Origin of the sequence: Microvirga sp. VF16, from assembly GCF_016864375.1 — a bacterium.
Classification (GTDB): domain Bacteria; phylum Pseudomonadota; class Alphaproteobacteria; order Rhizobiales; family Beijerinckiaceae; genus Microvirga.
Genome location: NZ_CP069358.1, coordinates 144,120 through 158,586, shown reverse-complemented (window position 1 = coordinate 158,586; position 14,467 = coordinate 144,120). Strand labels below are relative to the sequence as shown.

At 61.5% G+C, this 14,467-nt stretch carries 16 protein-coding genes and 1 tRNA gene; 14 read left to right on the top strand and 3 right to left on the bottom strand.

All coding sequences use genetic code 11. From position 1 onward, the window contains the following. The first annotated feature begins 157 nt into the window (after positions 1–157). The 6 genes from JO965_RS43665 to JO965_RS43640 all read left to right on the top strand — a co-directional run bounded on the left by JO965_RS43665 (position 158) and on the right by JO965_RS43640 (position 6,026). Positions 158–484, top strand: a complete 327-nt coding sequence (locus JO965_RS43665; RefSeq protein ID WP_203447815.1) for an ATPase inhibitor subunit zeta — start codon at positions 158–160, stop codon at positions 482–484. Between the two features lie 237 nt (positions 485–721). Continuing rightward, entirely contained in the window at positions 722–1,894 is a 1,173-nt protein-coding gene (locus tag JO965_RS43660; RefSeq protein WP_203447814.1) for an acetyl-CoA C-acetyltransferase, read from the top strand. Positions 1,895–1,986: 92 nt separating this feature from the next. Further along, a complete protein-coding gene (phbB, locus tag JO965_RS43655; RefSeq protein ID WP_203447813.1) occupies positions 1,987–2,712 on the top strand; it encodes an acetoacetyl-CoA reductase in 726 nt (241 codons plus the stop codon). Between the two features lie 162 nt (positions 2,713–2,874). Further along, positions 2,875–3,846 carry a tripartite tricarboxylate transporter substrate binding protein gene (locus JO965_RS43650; protein ID WP_203447812.1) on the top strand — a complete coding sequence of 324 codons (972 nt, stop codon included), beginning with the start codon at positions 2,875–2,877 and terminating at the stop codon, positions 3,844–3,846. A gap of 327 nt (positions 3,847–4,173) precedes the next feature. Then, on the top strand, positions 4,174–4,653 hold the full coding sequence (locus JO965_RS43645; RefSeq protein ID WP_203447811.1) for a nuclear transport factor 2 family protein: 480 nt from the start codon (positions 4,174–4,176) through the stop codon (positions 4,651–4,653). Between the two features lie 674 nt (positions 4,654–5,327). Further along, a complete protein-coding gene (locus JO965_RS43640) occupies positions 5,328–6,026 on the top strand; it encodes an IS6 family transposase (protein WP_203447810.1) in 699 nt (232 codons plus the stop codon). 351 nt (positions 6,027–6,377) lie between these two features. Here the strand turns inward: JO965_RS43640 and JO965_RS43635 are convergent, their stop codons facing one another. Both JO965_RS43635 and JO965_RS43630 read right to left on the bottom strand, forming a co-directional pair. Further along, a complete protein-coding gene (locus tag JO965_RS43635) occupies positions 6,378–6,635 on the bottom strand; it encodes a hypothetical protein (protein WP_203447809.1) in 258 nt (85 codons plus the stop codon). Between the two features lie 151 nt (positions 6,636–6,786). Then, positions 6,787–7,155: a phasin family protein gene (locus JO965_RS43630; protein WP_203447808.1), complete on the bottom strand. Its 369-nt coding sequence runs from the start codon at positions 7,153–7,155 to the stop codon at positions 6,787–6,789. A 376-nt stretch (positions 7,156–7,531) separates the two neighbouring features. On the opposite strand from JO965_RS43630, the gene JO965_RS43625 reads away from it, so the two are divergent. The 6 genes from JO965_RS43625 to JO965_RS43605 all read left to right on the top strand — a co-directional run bounded on the left by JO965_RS43625 (position 7,532) and on the right by JO965_RS43605 (position 10,631). Further along, positions 7,532–8,482, top strand: coding sequence for a phasin family protein (locus tag JO965_RS43625; RefSeq protein WP_203447807.1), 951 nt, complete (start codon positions 7,532–7,534; stop codon positions 8,480–8,482). Between the two features lie 142 nt (positions 8,483–8,624). Continuing rightward, positions 8,625–8,700: transfer RNA gene (locus JO965_RS43620), tRNA-Arg, on the top strand. Between the two features lie 71 nt (positions 8,701–8,771). Beyond that, positions 8,772–8,990, top strand: a complete 219-nt coding sequence (locus JO965_RS43615) for a hypothetical protein (protein WP_246777310.1) — start codon at positions 8,772–8,774, stop codon at positions 8,988–8,990. Further along, the gene (locus JO965_RS43610; protein ID WP_203447806.1) at positions 8,987–9,262 is read left to right on the top strand and encodes a hypothetical protein; all 276 of its coding nucleotides are present in this window, start codon (positions 8,987–8,989) and stop codon (positions 9,260–9,262) included. Before JO965_RS43615 ends, JO965_RS43610 begins: the two co-directional genes overlap by 4 nt. A 275-nt stretch (positions 9,263–9,537) precedes the next feature. Further along, complete coding sequence (locus tag JO965_RS49125; RefSeq protein ID WP_256451958.1) at positions 9,538–9,666, top strand: hypothetical protein; 129 nt, start codon at positions 9,538–9,540, stop codon at positions 9,664–9,666. Positions 9,667–10,217: 551 nt separating this feature from the next. Further along, entirely contained in the window at positions 10,218–10,631 is a 414-nt protein-coding gene (locus JO965_RS43605; protein ID WP_203447805.1) for a hypothetical protein, read from the top strand. 42 nt (positions 10,632–10,673) lie between these two features. On the opposite strand, the gene JO965_RS43600 is transcribed toward JO965_RS43605, so the two are convergent. Then, complete coding sequence (locus tag JO965_RS43600) at positions 10,674–11,597, bottom strand: sensor domain-containing diguanylate cyclase (protein WP_246777309.1); 924 nt, start codon at positions 11,595–11,597, stop codon at positions 10,674–10,676. Between the two features lie 423 nt (positions 11,598–12,020). On the opposite strand from JO965_RS43600, the gene JO965_RS43595 reads away from it, so the two are divergent. Together JO965_RS43595 and JO965_RS43590 are read left to right on the top strand one after the other, a co-directional pair. Then, positions 12,021–13,070, top strand: coding sequence for a DMT family transporter (locus JO965_RS43595; protein WP_246777308.1), 1,050 nt, complete (start codon positions 12,021–12,023; stop codon positions 13,068–13,070). A 540-nt stretch (positions 13,071–13,610) separates the two neighbouring features. Next, the gene (locus JO965_RS43590; protein WP_203447804.1) at positions 13,611–14,396 is read left to right on the top strand and encodes a Crp/Fnr family transcriptional regulator; all 786 of its coding nucleotides are present in this window, start codon (positions 13,611–13,613) and stop codon (positions 14,394–14,396) included. The last annotated feature ends 71 nt before the right edge of the window (positions 14,397–14,467 follow it).

The window sequence follows — 14,467 nt, the reverse complement described above, 5'->3', positions numbered from 1 at the left end:
CAAGCCTTTGAAACGTTGCGCCCACGCATGGCTCACCTGCAAGATTTCGCGGTTTTTGTCAGGTTCATGTCAGGTGAGGCGTGTACAGGCTCGTTGCGTGACACACCGGTTGTCAGGTCCAAGGGGCTGATGGCTGAACCTTTGAGGGAGAGCTTCGATGAATGTGACAGGCACAACGACTTTCAATCAGAGTTCGCCATCCTGGTGTCTCGATGCCGACACTCGTGACAGCGTGATCGCGCGTCGGAACGTTCTCGCCGGCCTCTGGGCTGGTCGCCTCCTTGGTTTGTCGAACGCCGATCTTTCCTCCTATGCCACTGAGGTTCACCAAGCCGACTTCGAGGTCGACGGTGATGATGACATTGTCGGAAAGATCACCCGTGATCTTTCAGCCCGCGGCCTACCTTTCTTCGAACGGCACGTCCGGGACAAGCTCCGCACCTATCACCGTGAAGCGTTTCGTCAGGTAGCAGTCACCGATTGAGCCTCAGGTGCGATGCAGCTGCCTTTCGCAAGGCGGCTTCTTGGACGGGACCGTGCTCTTAGCAGGGCGACCGTATGACAGCAAAAGCACGATCGGACGCACTGCCACGAGCAGACTTCAAGATGAACGATCCGCACCACTTCGCCAGCAGCATGGATCGTCTGGCCGAGGATATGTCCGACAGCTACGTGCGGGCACCATAAAGCAATCTCTGAGCGACACCACGAAAGAGGACCAATGACTAACATCGTCATCGTCGGCGCGGCGCGTACCCCCGTCGGCTCGTTCAACGGCGCCTTCGCCAACACGCCGGCCCATGAGCTCGGCGCGGTTGCCATCAGGGCGGCCCTCGAGCGCGCCAAGGTCGAAGGCGGGGACGTGGACGAGGTCATCCTCGGCCAGATCCTCACTGCCGGCCAGGGCCAGAACCCGGCCCGGCAGGCCGCCATGGCCGGTGGCGTGCCGCAGGACAAGACCGCCTGGGCGCTCAACCAGCTCTGCGGCTCCGGCCTGCGCACGGTCGCCATCGGCATGCAGCAGATCGCCAACGGCGATGCCAGCATCATCGTGGCCGGCGGCCAGGAATCGATGTCGCTGGCGCCGCACGCCGCGCATATGCGCGCCGGCACCAAGATGGGCGACTTCAAGCTCGTCGACACCATGCTGAAAGACGGCCTGATGGACGCCTTCAACGGCTACCACATGGGCAACACCGCCGAGAACGTGGCCCAGCGCTGGCAGCTCACCCGCGAGGAGCAGGATCAGTTTGCCACCGCCTCCCAGAACAAGGCCGAGGCGGCGCAGAAGGAAGGCCGCTTCAAGGACGAGATTACGCCGGTGACGATCGCGACCCGCAAGGGCGACATCGTGGTCGATCAGGACGAGTACATCCGCGCCGGCACCACCGTCGAGTCTCTCGCCAAGCTGCGGCCGGCTTTCTCGAAGGACGGCACGGTCACGGCCGGCAATGCCTCGGGCATCAATGACGGCGCGGCCGCCATCGTGCTGATGACGGAGGCCGAGGCCGAGAAGCGCGGCCTGACCCCGCTTGCCCGCATCGCCTCCTGGGCGACCGCCGGCGTCGATCCGGCGATCATGGGCACCGGCCCGATCCCGTCCTCGCGCAAGGCGCTGGAAAAGGCCGGCTGGAAGGTGTCCGATCTTGAGCTCGTCGAAGCGAACGAGGCCTTCGCGGCCCAGGCGCTCGCGGTCAACAAAGACATGGGCTGGGATCCGTCGATCGTGAACGTGAATGGCGGCGCCATCGCCATCGGCCATCCGATCGGCGCCTCGGGCGCCCGCGTGCTCGTGACCCTGTTGCACGAGATGGGCCGGCGCAACGCCAAGAAGGGCCTGGCCACTCTCTGCATCGGCGGCGGCATGGGCGTCGCCATGTGCCTCGAGCGGTAAGACCAACGATCAGCAGCCCGGGATCAACCCGGGCTGCTTTGACATGGGATCCAGAGCGATCCCCAGGGATGAACCGTCAGAAGGAGAATCACATGGCGCGCGTTGCATTGGTCACCGGTGGCACCCGCGGCATCGGTGCCGCGATCTCGAAAGGCTTGAAAGACGCAGGCTACACGGTTGCCGCGAATTACGGCGGCAATGACGAAGCCGCCAACCAGTTCAAAGCTGAGACCGGCATTCCGGTCTTCAAGTTCGACGTCTCCGACGCCGCCTCCTGCGAGAGCGGGATCAAGGCGGTGGCGGCCGAACTCGGACCGGTCGACATCCTGGTCAACAACGCCGGCATCACCCGCGACGGCATGTTCCACAAGATGACCTTCGATCAGTGGTCCGCCGTCATCCGCACCAATCTCGATTCCATGTTCACCTGCACGCGCCCGGTGATCGAGGGCATGCGCGAGCGCGGATTTGGGCGCATCATCATCATCTCATCCATCAACGGCCAGAAGGGCCAGATGGGACAGGCGAACTACTCCGCCGCCAAGGCCGGCGTGATCGGCTTCGCCAAGGCACTGGCGCAGGAGAATGCCAACAAGGGCGTCACCGTCAACGTGATCGCGCCGGGCTACATCGCCACCGAGATGGTGAAGGCGGTGCCCGAAGAGGTGCTCAAGGCGAAGATCCTGCCGCTCATCCCGGTCGGCCGCCTCGGCGAGGCGGAGGAGATCGCCCGCAGCGTGCTGTTCCTGGCCTCCGACGAGGCCGGCTTCGTCACCGGCTCGACCCTGTCCGTCAATGGCGGACAGTACATGGCCTGATCGGATGCGGCCCGCGAAAGCGTTGAACACGTAAGCCAGCACTCGAAAGCAGCGAATTCGCTGACTCGCCGGCTCTCCACCCACCCTCGCGGAGCACTGCCGCCCCTCGAGGGCATGATCAACCAACGTGATGTGCAGAACAAGAACCATGGGAGACGGGAAATGACCTTAGATCGTCGCAGCTTCAACAAAGCCCTCCTTGCCGCCGCGTCAGCCGGCTTTCTGCCGGCGTTGCCGGCATGGGCGCAAGAGCTCAAAAGCCTTAAGATCACCGCTCCTGCTGGTCCCGGCGGTGGATACGATCAGCTCGCCCGCGCGGTGCAGGATGTGCTGATGAAAGAAAAGATCGCCACCAGCGTGCAGGTCCAGAATGTGCCGGGCGCCGGCGGCACCATCGGCTTGGCCCAGTTCATCAACGCCAAGGATCGAGACCCCTCGGTGATGGTGGCCGGCTTCGGTCTCGTGGGTGCACCAGTCATCAACAAGTCCCCGGTGACCCTTGAGCAGACGACCCCTCTTGCCCGCCTTCAGGGCGAGTACCAGCCATTGTTCGTGGCCGCTGACTCGCCGATCAAGACCGTCACGGACCTGGTGAACAAGTTCAAGCAGGACCCCGGATCGGTCACCTGGGGCGGCTTCGCGCATGGCTCTCCCGACCACGTCCTGTGTGGCCTAGTCGCCAAGGCGGGCGGCGGTGATGTGAAGAAGATGAACTACATTCCCGTTGGGACCGGCGGCGAGATGCTGCCGCTGGTGATGAACGGCAAGATCACCGTTGCGACCGGCGGCCTCAACGAGGTCGCAAGCCAGTTCAAGGTGGGCAAGCTCCGGCCGATCGGCATCTCGTCACCGGAGCGCCTGCCCGGCGTCGACATTCCGACCTTCCGGGAACAGGGTGTTGACGCCACGCTGGTCAACTGGCGCGGCCTGATGGCTCCTCCGAACGTCAGTGCGGAGGACAAGCAAGCGCTCGAAGCGGCGGTCGCCAAGCTGGTGCAAAGCGCGTCGTGGAAGAAACTCCTCCAGGAACGGGAGTGGGTCGATCTCTACATGCCCTCCGCCCAGTTCGGGACCTTCATCAAGGAGGAGCAGGCCCGTATCACAGCGATCCTGAAAGAGCTTGGCCTTGGTTAGTGACTCGGTTGAAGCTAACTCATTCGATTGATGGATGAGCCACCTCGAACGATGCGCCTTGGCCTCAAGATGGCATGGGACCACTAGCGCTGCCGGTTCCATGCGAGAGGAGACGATCTTCCCGCATGGACCGTGAACGCATCAAGAGGCGAGGGGGAACACCCGCAAAAAGGATCCATAACGACGCCTCGTGCACTTCTGTGAATTCGACCGAATGTCCGCCGAGGCGGAGAGCCGCAGGCCTTCAGCAGGCGTCGTGAGCAGGCTCGACATGCAGTGATGGTACCTGCGCCAACCACTTTCGCTTCGCTACACAGGATGACAGGTATGAAAACCTTGGACGCTCTCGATCACATCGCGATCAACGATGTCCTGTGCCGCTTCTTCCTTGCCTTCGACGAGCGGGATTGGGCATCCATGCAGAGCTGCCTCTCGACCGAGGTCTTCATTGACTATGCCTCGTCAGGCCGTGAGCAGCCCAGCACCATGAGCAGCACCGAGTTCGTTCAACGCCGGCGGAATGCAGTCGACACCCTGGCCAAGCATCACAGCTTCTCCAACCTGCTTCTGTCGAGCGAACCGGAGGGCGTGCGGGGACGCTGCAACTACCTGATCCTGAGGTTCGACCGCGACTTCAAGGGGGAAGGTGAGGATTTCTATCATTCATGCGGGGCCTACGAGTTCCGGTTCGGCAAAGCCGAAGGTGCATGGAAGATTACTAGCATCACACAACGGGCGCTGCAGAGCTGGGGCAACCGTCAACTGCACGGCGGATCGCGGAAGCCCGAAGCCCAGGACAAGGTTTGAGGCAACGATTCATCAAAGAGGGAATGCTCGTACTATAAGGGCCGAGCAGAAGTGCGCTAGGTGCCAACACCTCCGAGGCTCCCGTCAGCCTAAAAAGTGCCGGTTCCTTTAGGAAGACGACTGTGCCGAGACGCCTTTAACGGCGATAGCCTCAGGGCAGTACGGGGGCCCGTTAGATCTCTGGCCCTCTGGCTAGCGATCTGTAGTTGTCGATGGAGTCTTCTGCGCCGACTTTACCGCCTTTACAGCATCAATGCGGAGATGAGGAGGGAACTAAAGCTGCTGTTCTTGCTCCCACCCGTACATCAGCGAAGCCTTGCTGAAATCTATGCCGCTTCTGCGGTGCTGATGAGAGTAGGGGAGGAGGCTGTTAACGGCCAGCGGAACATTCACGACAGTCGGAGAGCGGGCAGGTTAGGAGCGAAAAGCTGACTTTTACACGGCTAAGCTGAAGGGCTGCCCGTGACCCAGAGCCGACTCTAAGCTGTTTGACGCTGTAGCCGATCTCAGAGAGACGCGTCAGAACCCAATGTCATCCCTGAGTGGGTCGGCTATTCTGCGCCATTAGCATGCTCGCCTAGCTCGAGACTCAACAATTCGTGACGGTTCTGTCGCAACTCTTTCTTTCCTACCGCGAGGCTATGTCCTGCGATGGCGAGAGAGGGTGACGTGCGATGTTCAAGGGTAGGCAATTCGATCGGTCGGTGATCCCGCTCTGCGTCCGATGGTATCTCGCTTACAATCTGAGCCTGCGTGACCTTGAGGAAATGATGGCCGAGCGCGGCATCTCGGTGGACCATGCCACGATCCACCGCTGGACGGTACACTATGCGCCCCTGTTGCTCGAACGGTTCAACCGTCACAAGCGGGCGGTCAGCCCAAAATGGCATGTCGATGAAACCTACGTCAAAGTCAGAGGCCGGTGGATGTATCTCTACCGGGCGATCGACAGCAACGGCGACACGGTCGAGTTCTGGTTCAGCGAGCGGCGCAATCTGGCTGCTGCCAAGCGCTTCCTGAGCAAGGCGCTCAAGCGGCACGGCCGGCCCGAGAGGATCGTCATCGACGGCAGCCAGACCAATCGGGAAGCCATCCTGTCGTGTGATGCCGAGAGCCGTCTGCAGGATCGTTCAAGACATCGCCTCAAGCCGATCAGGATCCAGCAGAGTCAATACCTCAACAACCGTATCGAGCAGGATCACCGTGCCATCAAATGCCGCGTGCGTCCGATGCTCGGCTTCAAGTCGGCCGACAGCGCTCGGGTGATCCTGGGTGGCATCGAGCTGATCCATATGATGCGCAAACAGCAGGCGAAATATGCCTGCAATCAGCCGCTATTGCTCGCCGAGCAGTTTCACCTGCTCGCCGCATAAGTGCAGTACGATGCACCTGATGCTTTCTCGCCCCTGTTCCGGAGTTGCGACAGAACCCTTCTTCCTCCCGGCGCTGCCGTATCGGCCGTTCCCTCTGGAAGGTTTTGACTTTGTCGGACCTTAACTTTCGCCGGGCTTTGCGCCCGGCTTTTTTCTTGTCTCGGCTTCAACGGGCGCTGATGCGTTTTAGCGAAAAGCGAACGGCCGAGCATCGCAACTTTAGTCGGGGATTGGCTGAGGTATGCCACTCACGTGAATGGAACGTGTCGATGGAGTCGATAGCGCAGCCTTCATCGGCCAATGGGATCCCCACCAACAGCACCTAAAAATGCGTTCGCCGCCCATTGCTCCTCAAGTCAGTGTCAGACGCCATGCATTGGCTTGAACGCGTTTGCGGTAAACTCCCACAATCTCGTGGGCCGATCCACCAGTCGCAACAGCCGTCGCAGCGTCGACAAAGGCGAGCATCTTTTCGGTCGCCATCAACTGCACTTCAGCCGGAGAACTCTGGCCCGTCGCGATCTGCGACAGGCGCAGACCAATCACACTCTGCGCTTCGAGGGTGAGAAGGGTTGTATCCAGCGCCAACCGGAACCAAGGCCCTATCATCGGTTCTTTCCCCGTCCAACTGCGTGGTTCGCCAGCGGTTCGGTCAGGCTCGGCATGTGCGTGATTGGATCAGGACGACCGAACAGCGCAGCAAGAGGATGAGAACACCCAGCGGCGAGCCGGGTGTTCTGAACCAGCGGACGAGGAGTGGTTACTTTGCGCGCGATGCGGGCTTTGCAGGAGCGAAAGTCGACTGCGCGGCAGAGTAGAGGGCGCCAAACGGTGCAAAGCTGTCCTGGGCGAGCTTGGCGTAGAGCTCGCGGGTCTTCGTCGACTGGGCAACGAGCCCCTCATAGGTGCTCTTCACGTAGTCGGTCTGGATCTCGATCGCCTTGTCGAGCGCCCTGACGCCCACGAGCTTCTCGAAAGTCGCCGCGCTCTGCTCGAACGACTTCTTGGCGTAGTCGGCGGTCTCGGCAGCGATCGCCTGCGTCCCGCTGGACGCAACCTCGAATGCCTTCACGGTGGCGTCGAAACTATCCTTGCCGAGCTTCTGAACGGCATCGAACTGCTGATTCATGGGGGTCTCCTGGATGGGCATTGGCCCTGTGATGAGGGTGGTCGCTCGTAATTTCGGCCGCTCTCTTATTGTGCAAAGCACAATGGATGTCAAGATTTATTGTGCATCGCACAAATTGACTATTCTGGCTCCACCAAGCCATTTTCCCTGGTACTGGCGCAACCGTGCTTGCCACCCCATGCTGCGCTGCGATATGAACCGTAGCCCTTCGTGAGCACGAAGATGTCCTGCAGCATCGCCGATCTCACAAAGCCTGCCTGCCCAGTTCAGCGTACCTGTCCGGCCTTCTTTCACCACCCGAGGAGATCCAGGTCCCGTTTCCGCTGCAGACTCTGTGCAGCCGATGAGGCCGGATCCTCCGCCCTGTTTGCGAGGAATGATGACCAATCGAACCATCGGCCAAACTCCACCTGATCGCGCCAACGAACTCTTCGCCCAGCTGCTGGGCACCGCCAATGAGGCCCTCGAGACCCGTGAACAGCTGCTCGGAGCTTTGAGCCAGGAGCTGGCGCTTCTCGCCAATCTGCAGGAGCAGCACCTCTTTCCGGTGTTGGAGAACCATCCTGAGACCGCCGAACTCGTCCGTGGCGCGCGCGACGACAACCGGCAGACCCAGTCGCTTTTGGCCGAGCTCGGGACGGTGCCGAAGGACAGTGATGCATTCTTGGCCAAGGTCGCAGAGCTACGAGGGGTATTTCAGCAACATATCCGCAACGACAAGAACGAGTTGCTGCCTGTGGTGTTGAAGGTCCTCAACGAAGATGAGGTTGAAGCTGTGGTCGAGAAGGTCGAGGAGGACATCGCCGAGGCCGCTCGGAATGCCAACGACCAGGCGCCGGCGCGGCGCCCGAGGGCCAAACGGGCCCAGCGCACCAATGGCAACCTGCTCGCGGCGGTCGAGGCCGTCGAGCAGGAGATCGAAGCGACGGCTCAGGACAGCCTGCAGGCCGCCTCAGAGATCGTCGACCATGCCACCGCGATCTCGGCTCGTCACGGTCACGCGGCCACAAACCTGCTGGATCATGCATTGCAGAACCTGCAATCCATTGCCCGCTTCAACAGAATTCTGGCTCGTGGCACCGGCACGGTTGCGCTGGAATGGTTCGGTCTCAGGCGGGAGCGCCTGCTGAAGAACCTGGATGGCATGAATGATCTTCTGGCCTGCCGCTCCATCCCGGACTTCGTGAGCCTCCAGAGTTCTCTCGTGCGCCAGAATGTTGAGCAGATGCTCGGAAACAGCCAGCGTCTCGCGCAGATCTCGGCCCAGATTGCTCAAGAGGCCACCCAGACGATCAGGTCTCCTGAGGCTGCTCGGCCCAGCGCCTGAAGGCTCTGAATCGCATGCACTCCCGGCGCCAGAACCGGGAGTGCGGCAGGCCGCATCCGTCTGAGGACGAATACTCTCTTGCCCGATATTTCCTTCTTGGTGTAGCCGAAAGGCCAAGGGTCCGGTTTGGTTGTTCGGATCAGGGCCTGTCGCTCAAGGGTTAGAGCCGGCCGCTCCTACCGGTCTGGTTGGGGGTTCAAGTCCCTCCAGGCCCACCAACATTGATCCAGCCCATCGGGAAAGGGAGACGACGAGCCTGCGCGTCCCTCGCATAAAACAGAACTTGCCCATGATGATGACCGATCCACATCACCCTCAAGACGCCGATCTGGTGGAACACCAGGGTTATCACATCCGCCTGAGCGCAAGTGGGCTGGAGTGGATGGCGTTTGTGGCCCTGCCCAAGCAGCGCCCGACCCTGATCCTGGCTCCGGATCGTGAGGCTGTGCTCGCCAAGGCCCGTGAATGGATTGATCGACAACGTGCCTCTGCCAAGAATCCAGAATGACCTACCGCCTGATCCAGCTGGCGCCCGGCGCCTATGACCTCTTTCTGCACGACACCATCGTTGCCAGCGTTGTCAGGAACGGCTCGCGACAACCCTACACGTGGACTGCCGAGTTGCTGGACGATCTGCCCCGGAGCAAGCGGCCCTGGCCCTTCCTGGACATCGAGCACAACTTCCCATCGCTGGAAGAGCTGTGCGCCTGGCTCGGCCATCCAAACGTGACGACCAACAACCGAGGCACCGCGTCTCAGGGTGCGTATCAGGGTGCGTAAGAGAGAAGCGCCCCAGCCGCGACGCTGTCCGAAATCTCGACCGGGGCGCTGGTGTGCCAAGGGCATGACGCACGTCTGGGATGTCGGCCATCCTGAGCGCTCGGCAATGCTGCTTTCGACGGCCACCGGATCAGGCGCATCCAGACCCGCCGTGTGACCTGCCGGCGACAGACATCAGCGCAGAAATCGGACACATAGCGCGGGCCGCGCGACATGACGTGATCGCCTCTTCCGTCCATTTCCAGAACTCGCCAAATTCATCGAAGGTCTTCATCATGCCGCCGACAGAGGTCGCAGCGCCTGTCTTTGCGCCAGCCACCCCGACCTTTACCCAGGCCGCCATCCGGTTTGTCGTCTCGTTTACTGCCCTGATCGGCCTGAGCCTGCTGCTGGCCGGGCTCTGAGACTGCATCTTTCGGATGCCTGTGCCCATGGCGATACAGCCAAAGCGATCGACATCGGGCATTCTGGTGACGTCCTTGAAGGAACGGCTGGGGAGCCGATCTCCCTGGAAGGGAAGCGCCTCTGCCAGGCACGAGGCGCTTCTCTTTGCCAGAACAGGTCATATATCCCCGGATATGATCGGAAGTGCGGGGATGGCCGATCGACCCCACGAGGCGAGGCTATCCTGCCATTCATCAATCCGGCACCCATACCAAATCATTTCCAGTCCAAAGCCATTGATCAGATGAAGCGTCCCCAGAAGTCCTTTTCTGTCGAGATCAAGAAATCCCGCACCCAAGGCCAGCGTTCCCACCTTCCGCCACGGCGCCTGTTCGCAGTACCGCTGGACGAGACCTCAGCCGTGACCTAGACTGCGGAGTCTCAAACAGCTGCCGAACCAGTGACAACCCCGCGCATTCTGCCGAGCATTGTCGAACCCACGTGGAGTCGATCGGATTCTGCTGAGCCTGCCCGCCGCAAGGGCTCATCAGGGGAGACGACGCGCGAACAGATGGAGTTCGATTTGAGCGCTGCATCTGAAGACGTGAATGATGAACCTGCGGAACCGCCAGTGCATGCTGAAGCCGACTTGCCAACTGCCACCGCTGCCGCTGTTGAAAAGGTCCCACCGTCTACGCATGACACCCAGCCTGCTTCGGAAAAGAGTGCGAAGTCTCAGGCACGGAAAGTCAGGAAAAAGACCTCTGCAGTTGTCGAACCGGCACAAGCGCCCGAACCAGCGCCAGAAGTGAAGCCTGCACCCTATGCAGAGATGATTGAACCGTCGATGGAAGTCCCGTCGAGTTTAAGCGAGCGTAGGCTGACCAAGCGTCTGGCTGCCGCCGGTCAACTGCCGCGCAGCGAGCGCTGGAAGCGGCGCCTCCATCCCGCATCCTGGCGCCATCAGCGCTCACCGCCAGTTTGATACGGCTGCCATTTCGACAGCATAGCAGCTTCTTCATTCTGTCTACGTGATTCTCGTGCCGTTACGGCCGTCAGCTTTCGCAGCGTACAAAGCTCGATCCGCGCGCTGCAGAATGGAGCTTCTCGTATCCTGCGGCAGGGCTGCGGTTACTCCGGCGCTGAATGTGTACACGAGTTCAACCGCACACTCTCCGATGACGGCAGGTGGGAAGTCTGTCCTGAGTTGGTTGACGGCTCGGGCCGCCGCCCCAAGACTGGAAGCTGGTAACACGATCAGAAACTCCTCGCCTCCGGTTCGGCCGATCGAGATCTCGGGACTCAGCCTCTCGCGGCAGACCTGCGAGAAGTGCCGAAGCACCGCGTCGCCGACGTCATGGCCATAGCGATCATTGATCGCCTTGAACCAGTCAATGTCGATCAGCGCGACACACAGGCTGGAGCCCTCGTGCTTGTCCGCTCCAAGACGCTCATCAAGGATCTCAAGGATGTAGCGGCGGTTCGGCAGGCCTGTGAGAACATCGGTCCTGGACGCCAGAAGCGCCGCGTCGTGCGCCTGCCGCAGCGATCGCTCATCGTGCTTCAGCGCCGTGATGTCGGCCCCGACTGTCAGCAACCAGCCGTTCGGAAGGATGGTATGATCCATCCAGAACCAACGTCCGTTGACGAGGTCGGTCTGGAAGGACTTGCATGGAGCCGTCCGGCGCCGGGAGAGGGTTCTGGCGATGAAGGCCTCCACATCGCCATCGTCGATCCTCACGCCAAGGCCGTGCCGATGCGCATAACGGAGGATGTCCGGGAAGGTGAACGGGCCCTCATAGTCGCCCACGAACAGATCCTGGTAGGTCTTGTTGGCATATCGCAGCCGGTCTTCGGCATCATAGAGGCAGACCGCCTGTCCGCTTTCGGTCAGTGTCTCCACCAGGTGGCGAAGCATCTCATCGTCCAGATCGGCAACAAACCCAGGCATTCAATCAACCGTCACAGAATACTCCCAGATCACTATCAGATCATCGATGCCGGTCTATCCGTAAAAACCCTCATGGCAGTTGATCTGAGATGCATTGTTCCCCTGCTAATGGATGTAAAGGCTGTGTCTTGGTTCATCATAAGACCCAAGACACAGCCTGCCGGCCCGCAGTTGCCCCTAACGGGAAGCTGTTAACCTAAAGTTAACCTTGTCAGGAATGCGGCTCAGCTTCGAAGATTATGGGGCCAATTTGCCGGAACCGTGCCCCTGACAACGGCCGAAAGCCATACTGGGACCTGATCCATCCGACCGGCTATTTTGTCGTGGCGGTGGGGCTGCGGCGCGAGATTCATGCGCCCGGCGCGGGGGTGCCCCGCGCGAGGATCGAAGCCCAATTCACGCATGATTCAGCAGTGACGACTCATGTTGCTAGGGCAAAAAGAGCGCCTGAAACCCCAAGCTCTCGCCGAGATCCGCCAGGCCCACATGAGTCCTCCTCCCTCCGTCTCCGCTGTCGCGGACTGTCCATCCCTGGCCGACGGTGCTCCTGCAATTTCGGTTGCGAGGGGCGCCGCTCCTGCCAAGGACACGACCTTCGCCGCGATTGGCCTGGCCGTCATAGCGACCGTCTTCTTTGCCATGGGGGATGTCGCCGCGAAGGTCCTGACCGGTACGCTGCCTGCGATCGAGGTGACTTGGCTGCGCTACCTCGTCTTCTGCCTGGTGGTTGTGCCGACGGTCTTCGTTGCACGTGGCGTGAAGGCGCTGCACACGCCGCGCCTGCGCCTGCAGATCATTCGGGCGCTGGCCGTGGCCGGCTCAGCCGTGCTCTTCATCCTCGGACTGGGGCACCTCCCGGTGGCGGAGGCAACAGCAATCAATTTCATCTCACCGATCTTCATCACCGCCCTCTCGATCCCGCTTCTCGGCGAGACAGTCGGCCTCCGGCGCTGGGCCGCGGCAGCGGTGGGCTTTCTTGGCGTGATGCTCGTTGTCCAGCCCGGCGGCTCGGCCTTCCAGGTAGCCGCCCTGCTGCCGATCGGTGCGGCGCTCGCCTGGGCCGTGGCGGCCATCGCCACCCGCCTGATGAGCTCCGAAAAGCCCGAGGCGACCTTGGCATGGTCGGCGGTGATTGGGCTGCTCGCCCTGACCGCCTTCGTGCCGTTTCACTGGCGCACGCCCACGGCCGGGGAAATCGGCCTGGCCGTCCTGATGGGCAGCTGCTCGACCACAGGCCACTGGCTCATCATCCTGGCCTACCGCAAGGCCGCAGCGTCCATCATCGCACCGTTCTCCTACGTGCAGCTTCTGTTCGCCGGGCTGCTCGGCTTTGGCGTCTTCGGAACCGTTCCGGGCGGCATGACCCTCGCTGGCGGGACGGTCATTGCGGCGAGTGGCCTCTATACGGCCCACCGCGAGCGCATCAGGGCCCGGGAGGCGAGGCTGGCTGCCGCCGGGATCCACCGCTCCTAAGTTGCTGACGAGATCCCGTCCGAGAGCTGTCGCGACGCAGCTGAGATGGGCCGGCTGATGGATTGAAGGGTCAAGCGGCACGGATGGTGCGTGGCAGCGTGGTGCACGATCGGCTAGATCAGGCCTGAAAGAAAAACGCCCTGGCTAAGGGCTGTCTGAAACCTCAACCAGAGCGTTGAGCGGAGGGTAGAGCTCCGCACCGGATTGACATGGTTCGCGTCAGGCCCGGTGAAAGCATCCTGAGCCGCCAGAGTAAACATTTGGTGTGCTTGAATGGGATATCTCAGCTGAAGGCAGCACAACCCAATCTTCAGCCACAGAGCTGGTGGCTGTGATGGGTTTGTCTCGGAAGCTGATTGCGCCGGTCGCCAAAACCACCAAGTGACGGCTGTTCAACGTCGCTCGAACATCGGAGAGCATACCATGGTCGTGGCAATGCCCCTGTCGGAGGGATCGGAGCAGCCCATCGGGCGATGGCTTTGCTCACTCCCGTGTGATTTCTAGCTTTTCTTCAGGACCATCCGCTGCTTAGCTTGGAGCATGACATCTCATATCTTGGCCATTGCTCCAGCTCCACGCATCAATCACCGGGCCAACCGCCTCCTGGCAGCGCTGGAGCCTGATGACTATGCGGCGCTGGAGCCGCACCTGCACGCGGTCAGCCTGCAGCAGGATCAGGTGCTGTACGAGGCCGGCGATCCCCTGCGCCATGCCATCTTTCCCCATGACACGGTGGTGTCGCTGGTGGCCGTATTGAAGGACGGTCGCTCGGCCGAGATGGCGGTCTATGGCCGGGAAGGGGGCCTGGGCCTCGTCAGCTCCATGACCGCCCGCCAGTCCTTCGGGCGCTCCATCGTACAAGCTGACGGTACCGCCTCGCGGATCGAGCTGGAGTGCCTGCACGAGGTCATCAGCACCCGCCCGAAGGTGCGCCAGCTGGTACTGCATTTTACCGAAGCAATGATGGCCCGGGTGCTACAGAACGTGGCCTGCAATGCGGTCCACAGCGTCGAGGAGCGCTGCTGTCGTTGGATCCTGAGCATGCACGACCGGCTCGACCGGGACACCGTGCCGCTCACGCACGAGTTCCTGGCCGACATGCTGGGCGTACAGCGCTCCACGGTGAGCAGCATCACCAGATCGCTTCAGGAGGCGGGACTGATCCGGCAGGGCCGGGGCGTGATCACCGTGATCGATCGGGCCGGCCTGGAGAGAGCGTCCTGCGAGTGCTACGGCACGGTGCGCCGCAGCTTCGAGCGGCTGCTCCCTCACACCTATGGGAACATCTCGACCATGGAATTGCGCCAGCCGCGTCGATGCTCCTGATCGGCCTGCCTCGCCGACCGTTGAGAGCTGGGACGCCTCGCAGGCAGGGGTGTCCGCCCTAGCTGTGAGCT